The sequence below is a fragment of the Bacillus sp. FSL R5-0603 genome, assembly GCF_038050295.1.
Classification (GTDB): Bacteria; Bacillota; Bacilli; order Bacillales; family Bacillaceae; genus Bacillus; species Bacillus subtilis.
This window is the reverse complement of sequence record NZ_JBBOYP010000001.1, coordinates 1,880,735-1,905,650: the sequence shown is the minus strand read 5'-3', so window position 1 is coordinate 1,905,650 and position 24,916 is coordinate 1,880,735. Positions and strand designations below refer to the sequence as shown.

Annotated in this window: 10 protein-coding genes and 1 tRNA gene; 9 read left to right on the top strand and 2 right to left on the bottom strand. The window is 44.2% G+C overall.

Going from position 1 to position 24,916, the window contains the following annotated elements:
- The first annotated feature begins 73 nt into the window (after positions 1 to 73).
- On the top strand, positions 74 to 931 hold the full coding sequence (gene yofA / locus NYE56_RS09440; RefSeq protein ID WP_335451734.1) for a LysR family transcriptional regulator YofA: 858 nt from the start codon (positions 74 to 76) through the stop codon (positions 929 to 931).
- A 102-nt stretch (positions 932 to 1,033) separates the two neighbouring features.
- On the opposite strand, the gene ggt is transcribed toward yofA, so the two are convergent.
- Entirely contained in the window at positions 1,034 to 2,797 is a 1,764-nt protein-coding gene (gene ggt, locus NYE56_RS09435) for a gamma-glutamyltransferase (RefSeq protein WP_327829516.1), read from the bottom strand.
- A 184-nt stretch (positions 2,798 to 2,981) separates the two neighbouring features.
- Between ggt and NYE56_RS09430 the strand changes: the two genes are divergently transcribed.
- The 3 genes from NYE56_RS09430 to NYE56_RS09420 all read left to right on the top strand — a co-directional run bounded on the left by NYE56_RS09430 (position 2,982) and on the right by NYE56_RS09420 (position 4,199).
- The gene (locus tag NYE56_RS09430; protein ID WP_003231472.1) at positions 2,982 to 3,212 is read left to right on the top strand and encodes an excisionase family DNA-binding protein; all 231 of its coding nucleotides are present in this window, start codon (positions 2,982 to 2,984) and stop codon (positions 3,210 to 3,212) included.
- 316 nt (positions 3,213 to 3,528) lie between these two features.
- Positions 3,529 to 4,074, top strand: a complete 546-nt coding sequence (locus NYE56_RS09425) for a site-specific integrase (protein WP_341283773.1) — start codon at positions 3,529 to 3,531, stop codon at positions 4,072 to 4,074.
- Positions 4,075 to 4,126: 52 nt separating this feature from the next.
- Positions 4,127 to 4,199 (top strand) — tRNA-Arg (locus NYE56_RS09420).
- A 93-nt stretch (positions 4,200 to 4,292) separates the two neighbouring features.
- Here NYE56_RS09420 and iseA read toward each other — a convergent pair.
- On the bottom strand, positions 4,293 to 4,838 hold the full coding sequence (gene iseA / locus NYE56_RS09415; protein ID WP_004399558.1) for a DL-endopeptidase inhibitor IseA: 546 nt from the start codon (positions 4,836 to 4,838) through the stop codon (positions 4,293 to 4,295).
- A 285-nt stretch (positions 4,839 to 5,123) separates the two neighbouring features.
- On the opposite strand from iseA, the gene NYE56_RS09410 reads away from it, so the two are divergent.
- The 5 genes from NYE56_RS09410 to ppsB all read left to right on the top strand — a co-directional run bounded on the left by NYE56_RS09410 (position 5,124) and on the right by ppsB (position 24,909).
- Positions 5,124 to 6,515, top strand: a complete 1,392-nt coding sequence (locus NYE56_RS09410; protein ID WP_004399508.1) for an MATE family efflux transporter — start codon at positions 5,124 to 5,126, stop codon at positions 6,513 to 6,515.
- A 133-nt stretch (positions 6,516 to 6,648) separates the two neighbouring features.
- Entirely contained in the window at positions 6,649 to 7,626 is a 978-nt protein-coding gene (gene galM / locus NYE56_RS09405; protein WP_341283772.1) for an aldose 1-epimerase, read from the top strand.
- A 33-nt stretch (positions 7,627 to 7,659) separates the two neighbouring features.
- Positions 7,660 to 9,135 carry a D-alanyl-D-alanine carboxypeptidase/D-alanyl-D-alanine endopeptidase gene (gene dacB / locus NYE56_RS09400; RefSeq protein WP_341283771.1) on the top strand — a complete coding sequence of 492 codons (1,476 nt, stop codon included), beginning with the start codon at positions 7,660 to 7,662 and terminating at the stop codon, positions 9,133 to 9,135.
- A gap of 381 nt (positions 9,136 to 9,516) precedes the next feature.
- The gene (gene ppsA, locus NYE56_RS09395; protein WP_341283770.1) at positions 9,517 to 17,202 is read left to right on the top strand and encodes a plipastatin non-ribosomal peptide synthetase PpsA; all 7,686 of its coding nucleotides are present in this window, start codon (positions 9,517 to 9,519) and stop codon (positions 17,200 to 17,202) included.
- 24 nt (positions 17,203 to 17,226) lie between these two features.
- On the top strand, positions 17,227 to 24,909 hold the full coding sequence (gene ppsB / locus NYE56_RS09390; RefSeq protein ID WP_341283769.1) for a plipastatin non-ribosomal peptide synthetase PpsB: 7,683 nt from the start codon (positions 17,227 to 17,229) through the stop codon (positions 24,907 to 24,909).
- Positions 24,910 to 24,916 lie beyond the last annotated feature (7 nt).

Sequence of the window (24,916 nt, the reverse complement as noted above, 5' to 3'; positions counted from 1 at the left end):
GGTTTTCTTCGAGTAAAATGAACAAATATGATAGCCAATATCACTTTTCATCATAGCAAGCAGGTGAGAGCGCGTGGAAAGCGGAGATTTAAAGATTTTTCAGGCTGTTGCCCGCGAAGGAAGCATAACGAAAGCAGCCCAAATGCTGAATTATGTTCAGTCGAATGTGACAGCCAGAGTGCATAAGCTTGAGGAAGATTTGAATATCAGGCTTTTTCATCGAACGAATCGGGGGATGAAGCTGACTGCTGCAGGAGAAAATCTTTTACAATATGCAGATCAAGTATTATCGCTGTTAGACCAAGCTGAAAAATCGACCCGAATGAGCAGGCAACCAAAAGGGCCTTTGCGGATCGGATCACTGGAAACGACGGCGGTAACGCATCTGCCTGAGCATGCAGCATCCTTCCTCAGGCGTTTTCCTGAAGTGGATTTATCAGTGAACACAGCTGATACGCATCATTTGATTCAACAGGTTCTTGATCATAAAGTTGATGGCGCTTTTGTATTTGGGCCGGTTGAGCACGCTGCAGTTAGACAACTCCATGTCTCCCATGATGAATTAGTTTTGATTTCATCACGAGAAGGGACGGCAGAAGACATGCTTCAGCAGCCGATGCTCTTTTTTGGGGCTGGCTGTTCTCATCGTGACAGGGTCAAAAGATTACTAGAGGAAGCAGGCATACACAATCAAAAAATCATAGAGTTTGGCACATTGGAGGCTATTATAAAAGGTGTTTCCGCCGGGATGGGTACGGCGCTGCTCCCAAAGTCCTCTGTTGACTGCTCCGAGCATCGTACAAATGTATGGATTCATCAATTGCCACCAGCATATCAAGACTTAGAGATCGTCTTTATATACAGGAAAGACTTTTTTATTACGAGTGCGTTTCAGACATTTCTTGATGAGATAAACGAAATGAAAAGATGAAGATAGACGTGCATTAGCAGAATAAAGACGTTTGTCAGTTTTTATTTTAAAGATGTGTATAAAAAAACTGTACTCGTTTGAAGCGAGTACAGTTTTTTCTTTTTATTTGCGTTTTAAATTAATGCCGATCGCTGCGCCATTTCTGCTTGAATCAGCTACGCCTTTAAAGGTGCCGTTTTCATGGTCGATCGATATGCTTTGTACGTTTCCGATTTCCACCGGACTTGTGCCAAATTTGTGGCCCATGCCGTTTAGCTTGCTGAGGACATCTTTAGGAACTCCATCTTCGTAACGGTAAGAGCTCATACTGTTTGTGTAAATTCTCGGCTCTTCAACAGCTGCTTTTAATTCCATACCATATTCAATGTGGTAGAGAATGGTTTGCAAAACGGATGAAATAATTGTGGCCCCGCCAGGAGATCCAACAGTGAGGACAGGCTTGTCATCCTTAAATAAAATCGTCGGGGTCATGCTGCTTAAAGGCCGTTTGTTTGGCTGTACTTCGTTAGCTCCGCCTGGTATCGCATCAAAATCCGTTAATTCATTGTTTAAAATAACACCGTAATCAGGGACCATAATACCCGTTCCGAATAGCTGTTCGATTGTTGTTGTGTAAGAAACAACATTTCCCCATCGATCAGCAACTGTAAAGTGGGTTGTTTGGCCTTCTACTTTGTCTTTCGGCTGTTCAACTTGTTTATAGTTTGCTGATCCTTCTTGGTATTTCCAAGGGTCACCGGCTTTCGGTTTTTTATTCACTTGATCTAGGTTGATTAATTGCTGGCGTTCTTTAATATAATCGGGATGAAGCAGGCCTTTGAGAGGAACATTTACAAATTCGGGATCACCTGCGTAAGACGCACGGTCGGCATATGACAAATGCATCGTTTCAGCAAGCAGCTGATATTTTTCCCATGAGCGGACATCGTATTGTGAAAGGTTAAAATCATCAAGGATTTTCAGCATTTGCAATAAGAAAATACCGCCGGAGCTTGGAGGAGGAGTAGTAGCGATTTGATAGCCTTGATAGTCTCCCCAAATCGGTTCATCAATTGTAATGTCGTAATTTTCTAAATCTTTTTCCGTCATTGATCCGCCGAAATCCTGGACAGTGTCAGAAAGCGTCTTGGCGAATTTTCCTTTATAAAAAGCGTCAGTGCCTTTGGAGCGAATAAGCTTAAATGTTTTAGCCAAATCCTTTTGAATAAGGGTATCTCCTTCTTTAAGCGGTTCGCCATTTGGCAAAAATACATCTTTTGCGGCAGTCCGTGAAAGTTTTTCCTGATAATCAGAAATGGCATCTGCCAACACCGAATCAATCGGAAAGCCTTTTTCAGCGAGTTTAATAGAAGGGGTTATTAATTGCTTCATCGAACGGGTTCCCCATTTATCCAAGGCTTCTTCCAGCCCTTTCAGCGTGCCTGGAACACCAACGGCAGTACCTTTTGTTACACGTTCAGAGAAAGGAATTGCTTTGCCGTTTTCGTCCAGAAACATATCAGGAGTTGCGCCTGCTGGAGCACGCTCACGGCTGTCGATTATCGTTGTATCCTTCGTTTTTCCGTCATACACCATCATAAAACCGCCGCCGCCAATGCCTGACATCATCGGCTCTGTTACATTGAGTGCAAATTGAATGGCAACCGCTGCGTCAATAGCATTTCCTCCTTTTTTCAGCACATCAGCACCGATTTCAGAAGCAAGAGGATGTGCGGTCGCAACCATGCCGTCTTTTCCAACATCTACTTGTTTGTACTCATCGTAGCTTTTGGGCGGTTTTTTAGCTTCCGCGTGAAAAGGGACACTTCCAGCGACTAACAGAACACTAAGCAGAGCTGTTAAACAGACGTTCCACGTTCTTTTCATGTTCTCCCTCCTATATGAAGCTGTATTGTTACAATCTTAGCGTAAAAAAATTACAGCGTTTTCACAAGTGACAAATGGTATATTATATAGTACATAAAGCCGTTTTTCTGTGCAAAATTGATTATATTGATATGAGCCATGTGCTATATTAGAATCAGCATACGGATTAAGAAGGGACTGCTATATGTATTTAACGATTGAAGAAACAGCAGAATATACAAATCTTTCAGAGGATTATATTAAAAGCTTGGTGCTCGAAGGGAAAATCAGAGCCGTTCATGACGGGGAGCAATTTTTGATTTATAAGGAGCAGTTCAAAACGCATCTCGAACAGCTGGAGAATTACAAAGCACTTGTGCAGGAAATATTAAATGAACCAATCCCGGAAGATATTGATGTAAAGGATGAGGATTAGGACACAATTTGAAATTGTGTCTTTTTTTGTATGTTTTTTGCGGAAGCTCCAGAAAATTAGGAGCGTCAGATTTTGTTTTAAGAGGATTTTTGATGATTAGTAGGGTGATAAGTATCCAAGAGGTTAAAAGCTTTATAAGAGGCTTTAAAGCTTATTTTATAGGGTGAAGGTTTTAAGAAGCTTTTTAAAAAGCTTATGTAACACTATGTATATTATGTTACATAAACGCCGCCGCACTTTGACATTCAACGTTTTTCAGCTATAATAGTAACATAGACCTCAAAACGTTACATAACGGTTTTTAAGGAGTTTTTTGATGCATATTGTACAGCCGATTCGCAGTCTAGAGAAAATCCAAGAAGTCAAACAGTATTTGCTTAACAAAAACAAGCGGGATTATTTTCTGTTTATTTTCGGCATCAACAGCGCGCTCCGCATTTCTGATATTCTGCCGCTGCAAGTGAAGGACGTTCAAAATAAAGATCATTTATGGGCGACTGAAAGCAAAACGAAAAAGAAAAGAAAGATTCTTATTTTAGAATCGCTGAAACAGGAAATATACGAGTATACAAAAGATATGAAGGAAAACGAATATCTTTTTAAATCAGTGCGGACCAGGAAGCCGATTTCCCGCATTCAGGCCTACAGAATTTTAAGAGAGGCCGCTGCGGCGTGCGGACTTGAGGAGATAGGGACGCATACACTCCGGAAAACGTTTGGCTATCATTTTTATCAGCGAACGAAAGACATCGCCGAGCTGCAGAGCATACTGAATCATTCATCACCATCAATTACAATGCGGTATATTGGTATTGATGAAGATACAACAAGAGCCGCGTATAAGGTTTTTGGAGGGCTTTAATACAAATCGCTTGAAAATATTGATCATCAGAGCTACTATATAAATACCAAAAGCTCTAGTAGCACAGCGGATAGTGCAGCAGTTTCCTAAACTGCAGGTCGGGAGTTCGAATCTCTCCTAGAGCGTTATATTCACAAAAAGACAACAGGCACTTTTCACCCGTTGTCTTTCTTTATGCAGACCAAATAAAAAACGCCCGCTTATACCGGGCGTTTTTCTTATATAACTGCGTCAAATTGATTGACTTTCCATTTTTTGTTTTCTTTCACAAATGTCACTTTCCGTTTTGCAGAAGGGGATCCGTCTAATGTAGGGACGGTAAATTCGTATGTGATTGTGCTGCCTTTTTTAGAGATCAGTTTAGCAGTTGATTTTTTCCAATTCAAAAGATTGTCTCCGTCACCGATTGGAACAGCAAGTTTTCCTTTTGAAACAGTGAAATGATAATCTTTAAAGCCTTTTTCGATTGCTGTTTTTGTAAAAATAGGAGTTAAGTAATTCACTGCTTTTGCTTTAGTGCCTAGATCACTGCACATGTATACATATTGAAGATTTTGATACTCGAATGTGCCTGATGGGCAAACTGCTTTTTTCACCTTCGGATTGTGGCCGCTCATGGTGTTCCAAAAATGTTCTCTAGCGGATAATGCCAACTGTAATGCTTGTTTTTGTGATAAATCGCCTGATGTATTTTTCGCAAATGCATTTGTGCTTAATGACAGAATAAGTGCAATGGTTGTTAGAAATAGAAGACATTTTTTCATTATCGCTCTCTCCTTCAAAATCTCTTTCTCTTATGTTACAAATGTTACAATAATTACGGGTAGATTACAATACTTTTGCATAAATTATTTTTTATTCTTTTACTCACAAAAATTACGCCATTACTTGCTAGTTTATTCTTCATAAGCTAAAAAGATGTGTAAAATTAGAAGAATCGGGAAGGGTTTCATATGTGCAGTGATGAATAATAACATGTTACATATCCTGTTTTTGTCAAAAAATGAGGGCATGTTTAAAAACGATTTCAAATAAAGGAGTCCTTTAATATGGAAACATCACAAGAACCTCTTGTAACTCAAAAGAAAAGCAAACCATCAGTTTGGCGGTCGATGTCACTCTTTTTGGTGCCGCTTCTGCTGAGCAATGTGCTGCAATCAGTCGGCCAGCTAGTCGGGATGATGGCTGTAGGCAGATGGCTCGGAGTTGATGCAGTGGCAGCTGTATCATCCTTTTTCCCGTTATTTTTTCTTTTAATCTCATTTACGATTGGGATCGGTTCAGGAAGTTCGATTCTGATCGGACAAGCTTACGGAGCGAAAAATGAGGAACGGCTAAAGGCTGTTGTCGGGACGACGCTCACGTTTACATTTTTATTAGGCGTTGTGTTAGCCGTCATCGGCAGTATTTTCACCCTGGATATCCTTCGTTTAATGGGCACGCCTGAAAATGTCATTCATGTCAGCGCTAACTATGCACGTATTTTATTTTATGCTATGCCGTTTATGTTTTTATATTTTGCATATACTACCTTTTTGCGCGGAACAGGAGATTCCAAGACACCGTTTTATACGCTGATTGTGAGCACGGTCATCAACATCGCGCTTTTGCCTGTTTTAATCCTTGGCATGTTTGGTTTTCCGAAACTGGGCATATACGGCTCGGCATATGCAACTGTCATTTCCACGATTGCGACTTTTCTCGTGTTAATGGTGTATTTACGAAAGCGAAAACACCCGCTGCAATTTGATAAAACAGTGCGTCGTTATTTGAAAATGGATAAGGAACTGCTGGTTCTCCTGCTGCGTCTTGGGGTCCCAGCAAGCATCAATATGATTCTTGTCTCATTATCAGAGATAGCGGTTATTTCATTCGTCAATCATTACGGCTCTAATGCAACAGCTGCATACGGAGTGGTCAACCAGGTGGCCAGCTATGTACAGATGCCGGCCGTCAGCCTTGGTATTGCGGTTTCTATTTTCGCTGCGCAATCGATCGGAGCGAACGAGTTTGACCGCTTAAAGCAGGTCATTCGCGTGGGGATTTGGCTGAATTATATCATTGGCGGCGTACTGATCATTTTGATCTATGTTTTTTCACATCAGATTTTATCGTTATTTTTAACCGAGCAAGAGACGCTTTACATTGCGCACCGTCTTTTGATGATTACATTGTGGAGCTATTTGCTGTTTGGAAATGCCCAAATTATTTCTGCAACGATGCGGGCAAGCGGAACGGTTTTATGGCCGACCGTCATCAGTATTTTTGCAATCTGGGGAGTAGAGGTGCCTGTTGCTTTCGTCCTTTCTCACTATACAAAGCTTGAAATACTCGGCGTCTGGGTTGGTTATCCAGCTGCGTTTGCCGTCAGCTTGCTGTTGATTTATGGGTATTATCAATTCGTCTGGAAAAAGAAACAAATCACACGTCTCATCCAATAGCCTCCGAATCACACCGTTCATAAGTTTGAACGGTGTTTTTTTATTTGATAAGGGAAAATATAAAATGGAGGAAATATGGTACAGTACATTGAATTCTTATACTAGCAATGAATCAAGGAGAGGTTGAGTAAACATGGCAAACTTTATTGAGAAAATCACGTATTTGGGAACGCCGGCCATCAAAGCGGGCAACGAACATCTAGAAATGATTGTTGTCCCTGAGTGGGGGAGCAACGTCATTTCTCTCGTGGACAAAAAAACAAAAGTCCAGCTTTTGCGTGAACCGGAAACAGCAGAAAGATTTCACGACACACCAACATTGTATGGCATTCCAATCCTGTTTCCGCCTAACCGCATAAGTGATGGTACATTCAGTTTCCGGGGCAGAACGTATCATTTTGATATCAACGAGAAGGATAAACACAACCATCTTCACGGGTTTCTTTACCATGAAAAGTGGAATGTCGTGACCACGAAGCAAACTGATGAAGAAGTGATTGTTGAAACAGAAATTGATCTTTCTGAGCTTCCCCATGTGCAGAAGCAATTTCCTCATCATGCCGTCGTTCGGATGACATACACGATCAAGGGGAATACCCTATTTAAACATGCGACGGTCATGAACAAAGGAAAGGAAGCGTTTCCTTGGGGAATTGGCTATCATACTACATTTGTGTTTCCGGCAGAAAGCTCGTTATTCTCCCTGACAGCAGATCAGCAATGGGAGTTGGATGAACGCCTGCTGCCGACTGGGAAACTGATGGATGTCCCGTATAAAGAAGCTTTGCATGAAGGAATGGATTTGCGCCACAAGCAGCTGGATGATGTCTTTTTATCTTCTTATCAGAAGAGAGGCGGAGAAAATCAGGCAGTCATTTATCATCAGCATGCACATATCAGCATTATTTATAAGGCAGATGCACAGTTTAACCATTGGGTTGTATACAATGCGGACGGAAAACAAGGGTATTTATGCCCTGAGCCCTACACATGGGTGACAAACGCCGTGAATCTTGATTTACCTTCGTCACTCACTGGTTTACAAGTGCTGGAGCCGGGAGAAGAAACGACAGCTAAAAGCAGTATCACCATTGAACTGAATCATCAATAGCCAATGATGAAGCGCAGAGAGGCGGGGAAATTAATGAAAAAAAGCATAAAGCTTTATGTTGCTGTTTTACTGCTTTTCGTCGTTGCTTCGGTGCCTTATATGCATCAGGCTGCGCTTGCCGCTGAAAAACAAGATGCACTTTCCGAGCAGATCGATAAGATTTTAGCTGATCATCCTGCCCTCGAAGGCGCAATGGCCGGCATCACCGTTCGCTCTGCGGAAACAGGTGCTGTTCTATATGAACATTCAGGAGACACCCGAATGAGGCCTGCCTCTTCTCTAAAGCTTTTGACAGCGGCCGCGGCACTTTCTGTCCTTGGCGAGAACTATTCTTTTACAACCGAAGTCCGGACGGATGGAACACTGAAAGGGAAAAAGCTGAATGGTAACCTTTATTTGAAAGGGAAAGGCGATCCGACACTTTTACCATCTGATTTTGACAAAATGGCTGAGAAATTGAAACATTCCGGCGTAAAAGTAATTAAAGGCAATCTGATCGGTGATGATACGTGGCATGATGACATGCGATTATCACCTGATATGCCTTGGAGCGATGAATACACATATTATGGCGCGCCAATCTCCGCTCTAACAGCGTCTCCAAACGAAGACTATGATGCAGGCACTGTGATTGTTGAGGTCACCCCAAATCAAAAAGAAGGGGAAGAGCCTGCCGTGTCTGTCTCTCCGAAAACCGATTATATAACGATAAAGAACGGTGCTGAAACGACTGCTGCCGGTTCAGAGAAAGACCTCACAATCGAAAGAGAGCATGGAACAAACACGATTACAATTGAAGGGAGCGTACCGGTTGACGCAAACAAGACAAAGGAATGGATTTCTGTCTGGGAGCCTGCCGGATATGCCTTAGATTTATTTAAGCAGTCACTAAAAAAACAAGGAATTACTGTGAAAGGGAACATCAAGACGGGTGAAGCACCTAGTTCTTCAGATGTGCTGCTCTCTCATCGCTCAATGCCTTTATCGAAACTTTTTGTGCCGTTCATGAAATTAAGTAATAACGGACATGCCGAAGTGCTCGTAAAAGAGATGGGGAAAGTGAAAAAAGGAGAAGGGAGCTGGGAAAAGGGGCTCGAAGTGTTAAACAGTACGCTTCCGGAATTTGGTGTTGATACTAAATCACTCGTCTTAAGGGACGGCTCAGGAATCTCACATATTGATGCTGTATCCTCAGATCAACTTTCACAGCTGTTATATGACATTCAGGATCAGAGTTGGTTCTCGGCTTATCTAAATTCTTTACCTGTTGCGGGCAATCCTGACAGAATGGTGGGCGGAACGCTGAGAAACCGTATGAAAGACACTCCTGCACAAGGAAAAGTAAGAGCAAAAACCGGATCGCTCAGTACGGTAAGCTCTCTATCGGGGTACGCAGAAACAAAGAGCGGAAAAAAACTTGTTTTCTCTATTCTTCTAAATGGATTGATTGATGAAGAGGATGGAAAAGATATTGAGGATCAAATCGCTGTCATTTTGGCAAATCAATAATAGCGGCAGACCTGTTTTCCAAGAGAAAACAGGTTTTTTTATGTCTGTAATAACGCTTTGTCGAACCTTCCAATAATTAGAAGAATGATGCACAAAAGAAAATTAGTTCGATTAAAAAGTAGTGTATAAGACCTTATGTAAAACAATACTTTTATCACTTTATATCCGGAAATTTGATAAAAAAAGAAACGAAAAATAAAGAAATAATACTATATTCAAAAAAATGTTATAAAAATTTAATGTTTTTTATTGTACTTTAAAAAATATCCGTTAATATAGTGCATATATGGATTATATAGTCATATAATTTCTTTTATTGACATTTTTCTGCTTTTGTCTACTTTTTCTTATCCTCTTATTATGAGAACTGGAGGGAATCCGTTGAGCGAACATACTTATTCTTTAACCCATGCCCAAAGGAGGGTGTGGTTTACCGAACTGCTGGAGCCAGATACCAGCATTTGCAATCTCACAGCCTCTGTGAAATTCAAAGGCAATATTAAGCTTGATACTCTGGAGGGAGCGCTGAATCATTCCATCTCCCGCAACGACGCCATTAGATTTCAGCTGTTAGAAGGAGAAGAGCTTGAGCCGCGATTGCACCTTACTGAATATAAATATTATCCACTTAGAATAATTGATTTTTCAAATGTTGAAATGATAGAAATAGAGCAATGGATTCAGGATCAAGCGAGCATTCCATTTAAACTGTTCAACTCGCCTCTTTATCAATTTTACCTCCTTAGAATTGACTCTCATGAAGTTTGGCTATTTGCGAAATTCCATCATATCATAATGGATGGAATCTCTTTAAACGTGATGGGAAATCAAATTATAGATCTTTATCAAAAAATGAAAAAGAAAGATCCTTTACCTGATCAGCCGGAACCTTCTTACTTGAGCTACATCGAAAAAGAGAGTCAATATCTACAATCTCCGCGGTTTGCAAAGGACCGTTTATTTTGGACACAAACCTTTGAGCACCCGTTGGAATACCACTCGTTAGCCGACCAGACGTCCTTACAAAAACAGAGCACATCTGCATCCAGAGACACCATCATTCTTTCACCTGATCTAGAGCAAACGATTCGAATCTTCTGCGAAGAACACAAGATCAATATCATTTCCTTATTTATGGCTTCATTTTACATATGCATCAGCCGAATCACTTCTAAAAAAGATCTTGCCATTGGCACCTACTATGGCAACAGAGGGTCAAAGGCTGAAAAAGAAATGCTCGGCATGTTCGTTAGTTCCCTTCCAATCAGAATAACGGTTGATCCTGACACAGATTTTCTTTCCTTTGTCCGCACAATAGGCAGGGAACAGCTTTCTGTTATGCGTCATCAACGGTTTCCTTATAATTTGCTTGTAAATGAATTAAGAAATGAACAGAAGGATTTACACAACCTTATCGGTATATCTATGCAGTATCAGCCACTTCAGTGGCATAATGCAGATGATTTTGACTATGAAACAGCGCTTTATTTCAGCGGATACACCGCGAACGAGCTTTCAGTTCAAATACAAGAACGGATAGACAATGGAACCATTCAATTAAATTTCGACTATCAAAATACCTTGTTTTCTCTTGAGGATATTAAACGAATACAATCTCATCTGCTTACCATACTGGAAAACGCCCTTCAACATCCGCACAGCTTTATAAGAGAATTAGATATGACGAATACAAGAGAAAAGCAAAAATTGTTGTATGAGTTTAACAAGACGGAAGCTGTTTCGCCTAAAGCTTTCACCCTGCATGGGCTGTTTGAGCGACAGGCAGCTTTCACACCAGAGCGGCTGGCCATTCGCTTTTCAGGCGGTTCGCTGACATACGCTGAGCTTGATATGTACGCCAGCCGGCTGGCTGCGCACCTTGCGGCACGCGGCGTCACAAACGAAAGTATCGTCGGTGTCCTGTCTGAACGCTCACCTGACATGCTGATCGCTGTCCTTGCTGTATTGAAGGCCGGAGGGGCGTATTTGCCGCTTGATCCTGCGTATCCAAAGGAGCGGCTGAGCTACATGCTGTTAGACAGCGGGGCATCGCTCTTGCTGACACAGCCGGGATGCTCCGCACCGAACTTTTCTGGCGAAACGCTTGAAGTGGACATGACATCTCTTGAGCATGAAGAAGTAAAACGTTATGTGTCTGCTTCTGTTAGCGACGGATCTCTCGCCTATGTCATTTATACGTCGGGGTCCACCGGGCAGCCAAAAGGGGTAGCTGTTGAGCACCGCCAGGCTGTTTCTTTTCTGACCGGCATGCAGTACCAGTTTCCGCTTTCAGAAGATGACATTGTCATGGTGAAAACCTCTTTTTCCTTTGATGCGTCTGTGTGGCAGCTGTTTTGGTGGGCTCTTTCCGGTGCTTCGGCGTATCTGCTTCCGCCCGGCTGGGAAAAAGACTCCGCATTGATCGTAAAAGCCATTCATCAGGAAAACGTGACAACGGCTCATTTTATTCCGGCTATGCTGAACAGCTTTCTCGATCAAGCGGAAATCGAAAGGCTGAGTGACAGGACAAGCCTGAAGCGTGTATTCGCCGGAGGTGAACCGCTTGCGCCCCGTACAGCAGCCCGTTTTGCTTCTGTATTGCCGCAGGTATCATTAATCCATGGTTACGGGCCGACAGAAGCCACGGTAGACGCGGCATTTTATGTGTTGGACCCAGAGCGGGACAGGGACCGCTTGCGGATCCCGATTGGAAAGCCCGTACCCGGTGCGCGTTTGTATGTTTTAGATCCGCATTTAGCCGTACAGCCTTCTGGTGTCGCCGGCGAACTATACATTGCCGGAGCGGGTGTTGCCAGAGGTTATTTGAATCGGCCGGCATTAACGGAGGAGCGTTTTCTTGAGGACCCGTTTTACCCGGGTGAACGCATGTACAAAACAGGGGATGTGGCGCGCTGGCTCCCTGACGGGAATATTGAATTCCTCGGGCGTACGGATGATCAGGTGAAAATCCGCGGCTACCGGATTGAGCCGGGAGAGATTGAAGCGGCACTAAGAAGCATAGAAGGCGTAAGGGAGGCGGCCGTTACCGTACGGACAGACAGCGGCGAGCCGGAATTATGCGCTTATGTAGAAGGGCTCCAAAGAAACGAAGTGCGGGCACAGCTTGAGAGACTGTTGCCGGGCTACATGGTCCCAGCCTATATGATAGAGATGGAACAGTGGCCTGTTACGCCAAGCGGAAAGCTCGACCGAAACGCCCTGCCAGCTCCTGGCGGAGCGGCAGATGCGGAGACCTACACGGCGCCGAGAAACGTGACTGAGATGAAGCTTTCTCAGCTATGGGAGGACGTGCTGAAAAATGGCCCTGTCGGGATTCACGACAACTTTTTTGACCGCGGGGGACATTCCTTAAAAGCAACGGCGCTTGTCTCACGGATCGCCAAAGAATTCGGTGTACAGGTGCCGCTAAAAGATGTGTTTGCCCATCCGACGGTAGAAGGACTGGCTACCGTTATCCGTGAAGGAACGGACAGTCCATATGAAGCAATTAAGCCCGCTGAAAAACAGGAAACCTATCCGGTTTCCTCTGCCCAAAAGCGGATTTATGTCCTTCAGCAGCTGGAGGACGGAGGGACAGGCTACAATATGCCGGCTGTGTTAGAGCTCGAAGGGAAGCTCAACCCTGAAAGGATGGACAGAGCTTTCAAAGAGCTGATCAAGCGCCACGAGTCGCTTCGAACCTCCTTCGAACAGGACGCAGGAGGCGATCCGGTGCAGCGCATCCATGACGAGGTGCCGTTTACGTTACAGACTACAGTTCTCGGCGCACGAACCGAAGAGGAGGCCGCAGCCGCATTTATCAAACCGTTTGATCTCAGCCAAGCGCCGCTGTTCCGTGCCCAAATCGTAAAGGTATCAGATAAGCGGCACCTGTTGCTGGTTGATATGCATCACATCATTTCAGACGGTGTTTCCGTCAACATTCTGATTCGGGAATTCGGCGAGCTGTACAATAATCGGAATCTTCCGGCACTGCGTATTCAATATAAAGACTACGCCGTATGGCAAGAAGGATTTAAAACAGGGGACGCGTACAAAACGCAAGAGGCGTACTGGCTGAAGCAGCTCGAGGGCGAGCTGCCTGTGCTGGATCTTCCGGCTGATCATGCCCGCCCGCCGGTGCGAAGCTTCGCGGGTGACAAGGTCTCATTTACGCTGGAACCAGAGGTTACATCAGGCCTTCACAAGCTGGCACGAGAAAACGGAAGCACACTGTACATGGTGCTCCTTGCGGCTTACACCGCGTTCTTGTCACGCTTAAGCGGACAGGAAGATATCATCGTCGGCTCGCCAATTGCCGGCCGGCCGCACAAGGATCTTGAGCCGATACTCGGCATGTTTGTGAACACGCTGGCGCTTCGGACGCGCCCGGAGGGCGGGAAGCCGTTTGTACAGTATTTGCAGGAAGTGCGTGAGACAGCATTGGAAGCCTTTGAGCACCAAGATTACCCGTTCGAAGAGCTTGTCGATAAGCTTGAATTGACACGAGATATGAGCCGGAACCCAGTGTTTGATGCGATGTTTATCCTTCAAAATGTGGAAAAACAGGACATAGATCTGAGAGAAATAAAAGTCCGGCCTGCCAATTTCGCACATCACATTTCTTTATTTGATATCACATTAATAGCTACGGAAATAAGTGGATCTATTTGCTGCGAAATGGAATTTAGTACAGAAGTATTCCTAAAAGCTACGATTGAACGGTGGGCTGATCATTTTATCGAATTTCTGCATGAGGCACTTTCAACTCCTGAAACAAGCCTTGCACAAATAAACATACTTAGTGATAAAGAAAAACAAAAAATAGTCTTTGGATTTAACAAAACTCAGGTTGAATTTGCTCAAAAAGATGTTCCTTTTCATCGCATATTTGAAGCGAAAGCTGAAGAAATTCCAGAACATATAGCTGTTATTGATAACGAAACAGAGATTAGCTATCGCCTTCTAAATGAAAGAGCCAATTGTCTGGCACGAACATTGCAAAACAGAAAAGGACCGAAGCCAACTGTGGCTGTTTTAGCCAAGCGGTCCATTGATGCAATTGTTGGAGTGCTGGCAGTGATGAAAGCTGGCGGAGTGTATATCCCAATCGATTCACATTATCCAAAAGCCCGTATTGAATATATTCTTCGTGATAGCGGAGCAGATATTCTACTTTCACAGCAGGAATTGAAGCATTTGATTTCAAACTTGCCTGAATCTGAGATGTCTCATATCTGCCTTGACGATGAAAGCACTTATGAAGAAAGTAACTGCAACCTTAACTTATCTCCTGCTCCTGAAGAGCCGGTATATATCATTTATACGTCAGGAACGACGGGTGCGCCTAAAGGTGTTATTGTCACCTATCAGAACTTTACTCATGCTGCTCTGGCTTGGCGTCAAATTTATGAACTGGATCGGAAGCCTGTCAGACTGCTTCAAATCGCGAGCTTTTCATTCGATGTCTTCTCAGGAGATTTGGCGAGAACATTGACCAACGGCGGGACGCTAATCGTTTGCCCAGATGAAACACGGCTGGAACCTGCTGAAATATATAAAATCATGAACTCTCAGAGAATCACGGTGATGGAGTCGACACCGGCTCTCATTATCCCGGTGATGGAGTATGTATACCGTAACCAGTTCAAGCTTTCTGACTTAGACATACTGATTCTTGGTTCCGACATGGTGAAAGCTCAAGATTTCAAAACATTGACAGATCGCTTTGGCCAAAGCATGCGCATCATTAATAGCTATGGTGTCACAGAGGCAACCATTGATTCGAGTTTCTATGAAACCAGTATGGGTGGAGAGTGTACGGGAGATAACGTACCAATCGGCAGCCCGCTGCCGAATGTACACATGTACGTACTCAGCCAGACTGATCAAATTCAGCCAATCGGTGTTGCCGGCGAGCTGTGCATCGGCGGGGCAGGTGTTGCGAAAGGCTATCATCATAAACCTGACTTAACGCAAATGAAATTTACAGAAAATCCATTTGTCTCTGGAGAAAGGCTGTACAGAACCGGTGATCGAGCATGCTGGCTTCCAAACGGAACGATCCGGCTTCTTGGCCGAATGGATTATCAAGTGAAGATAAATGGATACAGAATTGAAACAGAAGAAATTGAAAGTGTTCTGCTTCAAACGGGGCTTGTTAGAGAAGCTGCTGTTGCCGTTCAGCATGATAAGAATGGACAGGCTGGTTTGGCAGCATATATTGTGCCTTCAGATGTCAATACGAATGCTCTCCGTGCTGCTTTAACAAAGGAGCTGCCAGCATATATGATTCCTGCACATCTGATTCCTTTAGAAAACATGCCGCTGACCCTAAACGGAAAGCTGGACAGAAATGCCTTGCCGGCTCCAAATAATGTGTTGTCGCGTCCATATACCGCACCAGTTAACGACATACAAAAAACGATGGCGTATATATGGGAAGATGTACTGAGCATGTCACGAGTCGGTATTCACGATTCCTTTTTTGAGCTTGGCGGAGACTCAATTAAAGCATTACAAGTGGCAGCACGTCTGGCAGCTGAAGGCTGGAGCATGACAATACGCGACTTATTCCGTTATTCAACGATTCAGGAACTATGCGGACATATCACACCATTGGCATCTCAAGCGGACCAGGGACCTGCGGAAGGTGAAGCTGAACTCACCCCGATTCAGCGAAGATTTTTCGGACAGGTACATGCTTTTCACTATCATTACAACCAGTCCGTCATGCTTTTCAGTGAAAAAGGATTCAATGCTAACGCGCTTCATCTAGCGCTGCGTAAAATAACCGAGCATCATGATGCCATTCGCATGATTTTCCAACGTGACCAAAACGGACATGTCATTCAGTTTAATCGCGGAATCAATCACAAGGATCATGAACTGTTTGGCCTTTATATTTCAGATTGGACAAAAGCATCGCTAGAAAGGGCTCATCTTGATGAAAAACTTGCCGCTGAGGAAACCGTCATTCAAAGCAAAATGAATGTAGAAAAAGGGCCTTTGCTGCAAGCAGGTTTGTTTAAAACGGCAGAAGGGGATCATTTGCTGATTGCACTTCATCATCTTGTGATAGATGGCGTTTCTTGGAGAATTCTGCTTGAAGATTTAGCTGCAGCATATCAACAGGCTTTAGAAAAGAAAGAAATCCAATTACCGCCAAAAACGGATTCTTATTTATCCTACGCCGATGGTCTTACCCAAATAGCTGAAAGTAAACAATTGCTTTCAGAGAAAACGTATTGGCAAACGATTTTAGACGCTCACACTGCTTTTCTTCCTAAGGACATAGAAAATGTGCCGGACAGACTCCAAATGAACAGCGACGCAGCAGCGTTTGTACTATCTGGGGACTGGACTGAAAAATTGCTGTTTGAAACCCAGCAAGCCTATGGCACTGATGCCAACGAACTTTTGCTTACGGCTTTAGGAATGGCGCTTTCTGAATGGACTGGGCATGACCAAATCGTGATATGCACTGAGGGACACGGTAGAGAAGGGCATGTGCCAAACATTTATATTTCAAGGACAGTTGGATGGTTTACTTCCATTTATCCTATTCTGCTAGACATGGGTATTCCCGAGCCTTTCGAGGATCAGCTCGCATACCGAATTAAGACGACAAAAGATATGCTGAGAAGAGTACCGAACAAAGGAACTGGATACGGATTGTTAACACACATAGGAGAACTGCGGCATAAAGAGCCTGAGGTCAGCTTTAATTATCTCGGTCAATTTAGCGAAGAGAAGGAAGCTGGAACGTTTCAATTATCATATTACCAGCCCCGTTACGAAATAGCGGGTGAGAGAGAACGAGAGTATGAGCTGGACATCAACGCTCTCATTACGGACGGACGGCTTCAAGTAAAAGCGGTATACACCCAGGTGTTCAGCAAACACTCAATTGAGTGCTTTATGGATCGTTTTCACAGGCATCTTATCGAGACGATTGAGCATTGTTCGCAGAAAAAAGCACGCGAAAAAACACTGAGCGATTTCAGCAATAAGGAATTAACGTTGTCTGCATTATCTAGCATCGAAGATCTTGTGAAAGATCTTTAACTTTTGAAAAGGTGTGTGGAATTGATGGCACAATCGGCACAAATTCAAGATATTTATCCGTTATCGCACATGCAGGAAGGAATGCTGTTTCATTCACTAATGGATTTCAGCTCGAAAGCATATATCGAACAGACCTCGTTTACGATCACAGGGAATCTATGCGTCGACTCGTTTCAAAAGAGCTTAAACCTTCTTGTTTCTAGATATGATATTTTCAGAACGATTTTCATTAAAGAAGTACCAGATCTTACAGGTCCGCAGCAGGTAGTTCTATCAAACCGTGAATTGACAGTATATAGAGAAGATATTTCTCGCCTGGCTGATCAAGAACAGCAGACGCTGATTGATGCTTTTATGACTAAGGATCGGGAAAAAGGATTTGATTTGCAAAAAGATCCTTTAATGCGTCTTGCCCTTTTTGATAGAGGAGACAGCCAATATACATGTGTCTGGACACATCACCATATCATCATGGATGGGTGGTGTCTCGGCATTATTCTTAAAGAGTTTTTCAGCATGTATGATTCGCTCAAAAATAACTCACCTGTACAGCTTGGCAGCACGGTGCCGTACAGCCGTTATATTGAATGGCTCGGAGAACAAGATCAAGAAGAGACTGCTGCCTACTGGAGCGAATATTTGAAGGAGTACGGCAATACTGCTTCTATTCCCCGAATAAAGCGCCGCACAGCAGACGGGGATTATAAAGCCGACCAGGTCAGCTTTTCATTAGCGCCTGAAATGGTTGAGAAACTGACAGAGGCTGCCCAAAACTGGGGAGTGACATTAAACACGTTGTTTATGAGTATTTGGGGCGTGCTGCTCCATCGATATAATGCTGCAGATGATGCCGTTTTTGGCTCCGTCATTTCGGGACGCCCGTCAGCGATTGACGGGATTGAATCAATGGTCGGCTTGTTTATCAATACTGTTCCAGTGCGAATCCGATCTGCGGAAGGCATAATGTTTTCTTCGCTGGTCAAAGCCGTGCAGGAGGATATTTTATCATCTGAACAGCATGGGTATTATCCGCTTTATGAGATTCAAAACCATAGTCCATTGAAGCAAGGGTTGATCGATCATATTTTTGTTTTTGAAAATTACCCTGTACAGCTTCATCAGGCATTAAGCGTGAAGAGTGAAAATGACGAAGGCGCGCTGAAGCTGAGTGACATTTCAATGTCGGAACAAACCAATTACGACTTTAATATCGTTATCGTTCCGGGAGAATCATTTTATATCAAATTCAGCTACAACGCAGACGTTTACAAGCGGGAGGAGATGCTGAGGATTCAGGGGAATCTAAAGCAAGCACTGGATTGCATTTTGACAAATCCCGATGTTGCCGTCAGTGACATCAATATCGTGCCGCCGGAGGAGCAACAGGTTATCCAATTGTTTAACGAAACTGAGCGTCCTTATGTGAACAAAACATTACCCCAATTGTTTGAGGAACAAGCTCACAAAACACCTGAAGCTGCTGCATTGAAAATGGGATACGAATGCTGGACCTATCGCCAATTATATGGAAGAGCCAATCAGATTGCGCACGCCCTGATAGAAAAAGGCGTTGGATCTGGAGATATCGTTGCTGTAATGATGGGCCGGTCAATGGAAATGCCTGCAGCTCTGCTTGGGATTTGGAAAGCAGGCGGCGCTTATATGCCGCTTGATCCACATTTTCCAGCAGAACGTCTTTCTTTCCTGCTGAAGGACAGCCAAGCGGCTCAATTGCTGATAGAAGAAGACCTTATTTCCTTGATCCCTCCGTCCTATGAAGGAAATACGATAACGATAGAACATACAGAAAGTTACCAAACAGAAGCTCCAAATATGCCGCCGGGTGATCTCGCCTACTTGATCTATACGTCGGGAACGACAGGGCGGCCTAAAGGTGTTCTCGTTGATCATCATGGCATTGCCAATACATTGCAATGGAGACGGGAAGAGTATGGCATGACCGAACAGGATATATCCCTCCATTTGTTTTCGTACGTGTTTGACGGCTGTGTAACGAGCTTATTTACCCCGCTTTTATCTGGTGCGTGCGTACTGCTGACAACTGATGACGAAGCGAAGGATGTGCTAGCCCTTAAGCGAAAAATAGCCCGTTATAAGGTCAGCCACATGATCATTGTTCCTTCCCTGTACCGGGTGTTATTGGAAGTGATGACTGCTGACGATGCAAAAAGTCTTCGTATTGTGACATTTGCGGGTGAAGCGGTCACGCCTGATCTGCTTGAGTTGAGTCAAATGATTTGTCCTTCTGCTGAACTGGCAAATGAATACGGGCCCACAGAAAACAGTGTGGCAACAACAATATTGCGGCATTTGAATGAAAAAGAGAGGATCACGATCGGACACCCGATCAGAAACACAAAAGTATTTGTTTTGCACGGAAATCAAATGCAGCCGATCGGCGCGGCGGGTGAACTGTGCATTTCCGGCGCGGGTCTTGCGAGAGGATACTACAAACAGCAAGAGCTGACACAGAAAGCATTCTCCGATCATCCATTCCTTGAAGGGGAGCGTTTATACCGAACAGGTGATGCAGGCCGCTTTTTGCCTGATGGAACGATTGAATATATTGGACGTTTTGATGATCAAGTAAAAATTAGGGGGTACCGTATTGAACTGAGAGAGATTGAAACAGTTCTTCGACAAGCACCGGGGGTAAAGGAAGCCGCGGTACTGGCCCGTGATGTTTCTGCTGAGGAAAAGGAGCTTGTTGCTTATATCGTTCCAGAAAAGGGAAACAGCCTCCCAGACTTGTATCAGCATCTTGCCGGGACATTGCCGTCCTATATGATCCCAGCAAGTATTATCAACATCAGCCGGATGCCATTAACATCCAGCGGCAAGCTTGACAGGTTTGCGCTTCCTGAACCAGAAAACAATACGAGTGTCACATATATGGCGCCCCGAACCTTAATCGAAGCTGATCTCGCACATATTTGGGAAGATGTGCTGAATAAACAGCACATCGGCATTCGTGATGATTTCTTTCAGTTAGGCGGACAGTCCTTAAAAGCGGCCGCACTGGTATCAAGAATACATAAAAAGCTTAATGTCGAGCTGCCGCTCATTGAGGTGTTTTCTTATCCGACGGTTGAAAGCATGGCGGTCAAATTGATGAGCTTAAAAGAACACGCTTTTACACAGATTGAACCTGCGGATCAAAGAGATGTCTATCCGCTGTCTTTCTCGCAAAAACGATTATATGCTCTTCATCAGCTGGCAGATGACAGCACAGGCTACAACATGCCAGCTGTACTTGAATTACGCGGAAATCTGAATCGCCAGCGGTTGAGAAGCGTTCTCACAGAACTTGTGAATCGGCATGAAGCATTACGGACTGTTTTTGTGCTTAACAGAGACGAGCCTGTGCAGATCATTTATCCAGAGATGGCTTTTGATCTAAAAGAGCTTGAAATGGAATCAGAACAAATGCTTGAGTCTGCAATCGAGACCTTTATCAAACCGTTTGATCTATCATCCGGTCCGCTTTTTAGAGCATGTGTCATTACAATGGGCAATAATCGCGGCTTTTTGCTGCTCGATATGCACCATATTATTGCCGACGGTGTCTCGATGAGCACTCTTGTCCAAGAATTTACTGACTTATATTGCGGAAAAGAGCTGCCAGCTTTAAACCTGCATTATAAGGATTTTGCTGTTTGGCAGCAAGAGAAGCACCCGAAAGAGCTATACAAAAAACAGGAGGCCTACTGGCTCGGTCAGCTTGGCGGGAGTCTTCCTACACTAGAATTACCGCTTGATAAAACAAGGCCGCGTCTCCCTGATTTCAGCGGTGGAACAATTGAAGTCAACATTGATAAAGACATGACTGATGAGCTGCACCGTTTAATGGCTGAAACGGGAACAACATTGTATATGATTCTTCTGGCTGTCTATTCTATTTTGTTATCTAAGCTAAGCGGGCAAGAGGATATTGTTGTTGGTTCGCCCGCTGCCGGAAGACCGCACGCCGATCTGGAGCGCGTCATCGGGATGTTCGTCAATACATTGGCGATGCGCAGCAAGCCCGAGGGCCACAAAACGTTCAGCTCCTATTTGCAGGACATTCGCCACCTGGCTCTGACCGCTTACGAGCATCAGGATTATCCTTTTGAGGAGCTGGCAGATAAGCTCGATACAAATCGAGAGGTAAATCGCAACCCGCTGTTCGATGCGATGCTTGTGCTTCAAAGCAGTGAAGATTTCCGGTTCGAAGTGCCTGGTCTGTCGATTTCGTCTGTCACTCCTAAACATGATATATCTAAATTCGATTTAACATTACACGCTGAGGAGCATCCGAGTGGAATACGCTGCCGTTTTGAATACAGCACTGCTCTTTTTGAAGAAGAAACCATTACGCAGTGGGCATCCTATTTTATTGAATTGGTGAAAGGGGTAACGGCGGATACCGAGATGAGAATTTCGGACATGCAATTGCTTCCTGCTGCAGAGCGTAGGTTGCTCCTTGAAAAAATGGGGCAGTATGCGGCTTATCCGAGAAATGAAAACATAGTAAGCTTATTTGAAAAGCAAGCCGCTCAGTATCCGGAGCATATCGCAGTGGTGTGCGGCCATTCTCAGCTTACGTATCGAGACCTGAATGAAAAAGCCGAGCGGGCAGCTGCTATGCTGATCAAACAAGGGGTCAGAACTGGCGATATCGTCGGTCTGATGCTCGATCGGTCACCTGATATGATCATTGGCATTTTATCGATTTTAAAAGCTGGAGGGGCCTATTTGCCGATTGATCCTGAATATCCCAAGGAGCGTATTAGCTTTATGCTCAATGACAGCGGAGCAAAACGGCTGCTGACAGAGCGCGGTCAAAACAAACCTGCAGACTACACCGGGCATATTTTGTATATCGATGAATGTGAAAACGACTCATTTCCGGCTGATGTAAACATTCAAGAAATAGTAACAGATCAGCCCGCATACGTGATATACACATCTGGAACGACTGGTCAGCCAAAGGGAGTCATTGTCGAGCACCGCAATGTGATCAGTCTCTTGAAGCATCAAAACCTGCCTTTTGAATTTAACCATGAAGACATCTGGACGTTATTTCATTCTTATTGCTTTGATTTCTCTGTATGGGAGATGTTCGGTGCGTTATTGAACGGAGGTACATTAGTCGTGGTCTCTAAAGAAACAGCCCGTGACCCCCATGCATTCCGATTATTGTTAAAAAAAGAACGCGTCACTGTACTCAATCAGACCCCGACTGCTTTTTACGGCTTGATGCTTGAAGACCAAAATGATACAGATCATTTAAACATCCGCTACGTGATTTTTGGCGGCGAAGCCTTACAGCCCGGATTGCTTCAAAGCTGGAATGAAAAATATCCTCATACTGATTTGATTAATATGTACGGTATTACAGAAACAACGGTCCATGTAACATTCAAAAAATTGTCCGCAGCAGACATTGAAAAAAATAAAAGCAATATCGGACGGCCGCTTTCAACTCTGCAGGCTTATGTGATGGATGCTCATATGAATCTGCAGCCGATCGGAGTTCCAGGGGAGCTGTATATAGGCGGCGAAGGTGTGGCACGGGGATATCTCAACAGAGATGAGCTGACCGCTGACCGTTTTGTATCCAATCCTTATCTTCCGGGAGACAGATTATACCGAACAGGAGATCTTGCTAAGCGCCTGTCAAATGGCGAGCTGGAATACTTAGGCCGCATTGATGAGCAGGTGAAAGTCAGAGGGCACCGTATTGAGTTAGGCGAAATCCAAGCGGCACTTCTTCAGTATCCAATGATTAAAGAGGCGGCTGTCATTACCAGAGCAGACGAGCAAGGGCAAACAGCTATATATGCATATATGGTGATAAAAGATCAACAGGCTGCGAATATATCAGACATCCGGGCTTCCCTAAAAAACGCCTTGCCTGACTTTATGCTGCCTGCCCGTATGATACAAATTGACAGCATCCCGGTGACTGTTAATGGAAAGCTCGATCAGAAAGCCTTGCCAGAACCTGAAAAACACGCTTATACAGCTGATGATATCAGTCCTAGAAATGAGATTGAAACGGTGATGGCTGAAATTTGGGAGGAGCTTCTTAATGTAGATGAGCTGGGTGTAAACGCCAATTTCTTTGAGCTTGGCGGAGACTCTATTAAAGCGCTGCAGGTTTGTGCCAGACTGAAGCAGCGCGGATTTGAAACGACAGTACGTGAGATGTTTGAACATCAGACTCTTGGTGAACTGTCCGCCCGGGTTCGAAAAGACGTACGCGCCATTGACCAAGGCCCGGTCGAAGGCGAGATTACTTGGACACCTATCCAGCAGTGGTTTTTCTCGCAATCTCTGGAAAGCCATCATTTTAACCAATCCGTTATGATCTACCGGGCTGAACGATTTGATGAGGCTGCGCTTAGAAAAGTACTAAAAAGCCTTGTGACTCATCATGATGCACTGAGAATCGTATGCCGGCATGAAGATGGCAGGCAAGTGCAGATAAACAGAGGGATAGATCTTTCAGATGAGGAGCTATATGCACTTGAACTGTTTGATGTAAAGGATAGACTAACAGAAGCACGGTACACGATTGAGGAAGCAGCCAGCCGGATGCAAGAACATATTCGTTTGGAAACCGGCCCCTTACTTCACGCTGGATTGTTTAGAACCGAGAATGGTGACCATTTATTTCTGACGATTCATCACTTAGTTGTTGATGCGGTTTCCTGGCGAATTTTGTTCGAGGATTTTTCAGCTGCTTACAAACAGGCAGTCTCAGGAGAATCTATTAAACTGCCGCAAAAAACAGATTCATATTTAACGTATTCACAAAGAATAGCTGACTACTCTAAAAGCCGCCAGGTGCAGCGCGAAGCAGCGTACTGGGATGAGTGCGAAAGCCGTCACATCCAGCCTATTCCAAAAGACAATGACGCAGCATCTAACACATTCAAAGATACAGAAGTGATTGATTTTGAGCTATCTCGCCATCACACAGAATTACTATTAACGGCTGCACATAAAGCTTACAGCACGGAGATGAATGATATCCTTCTGACAGCTTTAGGTCTTGCTTTGCAGAAATGGACGGGAAATAACCAATTTAAAATCAGCATGGAGGGCCACGGAAGGGAATCATATCTTGAGGACATCGATATTAGCAGAACTGTTGGCTGGTTCACCTCCATTTATCCTGTGTGGCTTGATATGAAAGATTCCGATCATAAGGACAAAGAAGAGCGGCTGGGCCACCTTATTAAACAGACAAAAGATATGCTGCACCGTATACCGCATAAAGGCGCGGGCTACGGCGTGCTGAAATATATCAGCAAAAGATGGGGCTCTCAGAAAAACAGCCCAGAAATCAGCTTTAATTATTTAGGCCAGTTTGATCAGGATATTCAATCAAATGCCTTTGAGGTGTCTGACATCAAGCCAGGAAATGAGATCAGCCCGAACTGGGAGCGTCCTTATGCACTGGATATCAGCGGCGCCGTTTCTTCTGGGTGCCTGAACATGCACCTCATCTATAACAGGCTGCAATTCGAAGAAAAAACAATCCAAACATTTGCCGGGCATTTTAAACAGACTCTGGAAAACATCATTGAGCATTGTACGAGCAAAGAAAGCCGAGAGTGGAGCGCATCTGATTTCACTGATGAAGACTTAACGCTTGATGAATTGAGTGAGATTATGGGAGCCGTCAACAAACTATAGGGAGAGG

Bases quoted from the DNA above. Each gene is read 5' to 3' on its own strand.
- ppsB (WP_341283769.1), top strand. From the start codon at position 17,227: ATGGCACAATCGGCACAAATTCAAGATATTTATCCGTTATCGCACATG.
- iseA (WP_004399558.1), bottom strand. From the start codon at position 4,838: ATGAAAAAATGTCTTCTATTTCTAACAACCATTGCACTTATTCTGTCA.
- NYE56_RS09430 (WP_003231472.1), top strand. From the start codon at position 2,982: ATGTATTTAACGATTGAAGAAACAGCAGAATATACAAATCTTTCAGAG.
- NYE56_RS09410 (WP_004399508.1), top strand. From the start codon at position 5,124: ATGGAAACATCACAAGAACCTCTTGTAACTCAAAAGAAAAGCAAACCA.
- galM (WP_341283772.1), top strand. From the start codon at position 6,649: ATGGCAAACTTTATTGAGAAAATCACGTATTTGGGAACGCCGGCCATC.
- dacB (WP_341283771.1), top strand. From the start codon at position 7,660: ATGAAAAAAAGCATAAAGCTTTATGTTGCTGTTTTACTGCTTTTCGTC.
- ggt (WP_327829516.1), bottom strand. From the start codon at position 2,797: ATGAAAAGAACGTGGAACGTCTGTTTAACAGCTCTGCTTAGTGTTCTG.
- NYE56_RS09425 (WP_341283773.1), top strand. From the start codon at position 3,529: ATGCATATTGTACAGCCGATTCGCAGTCTAGAGAAAATCCAAGAAGTC.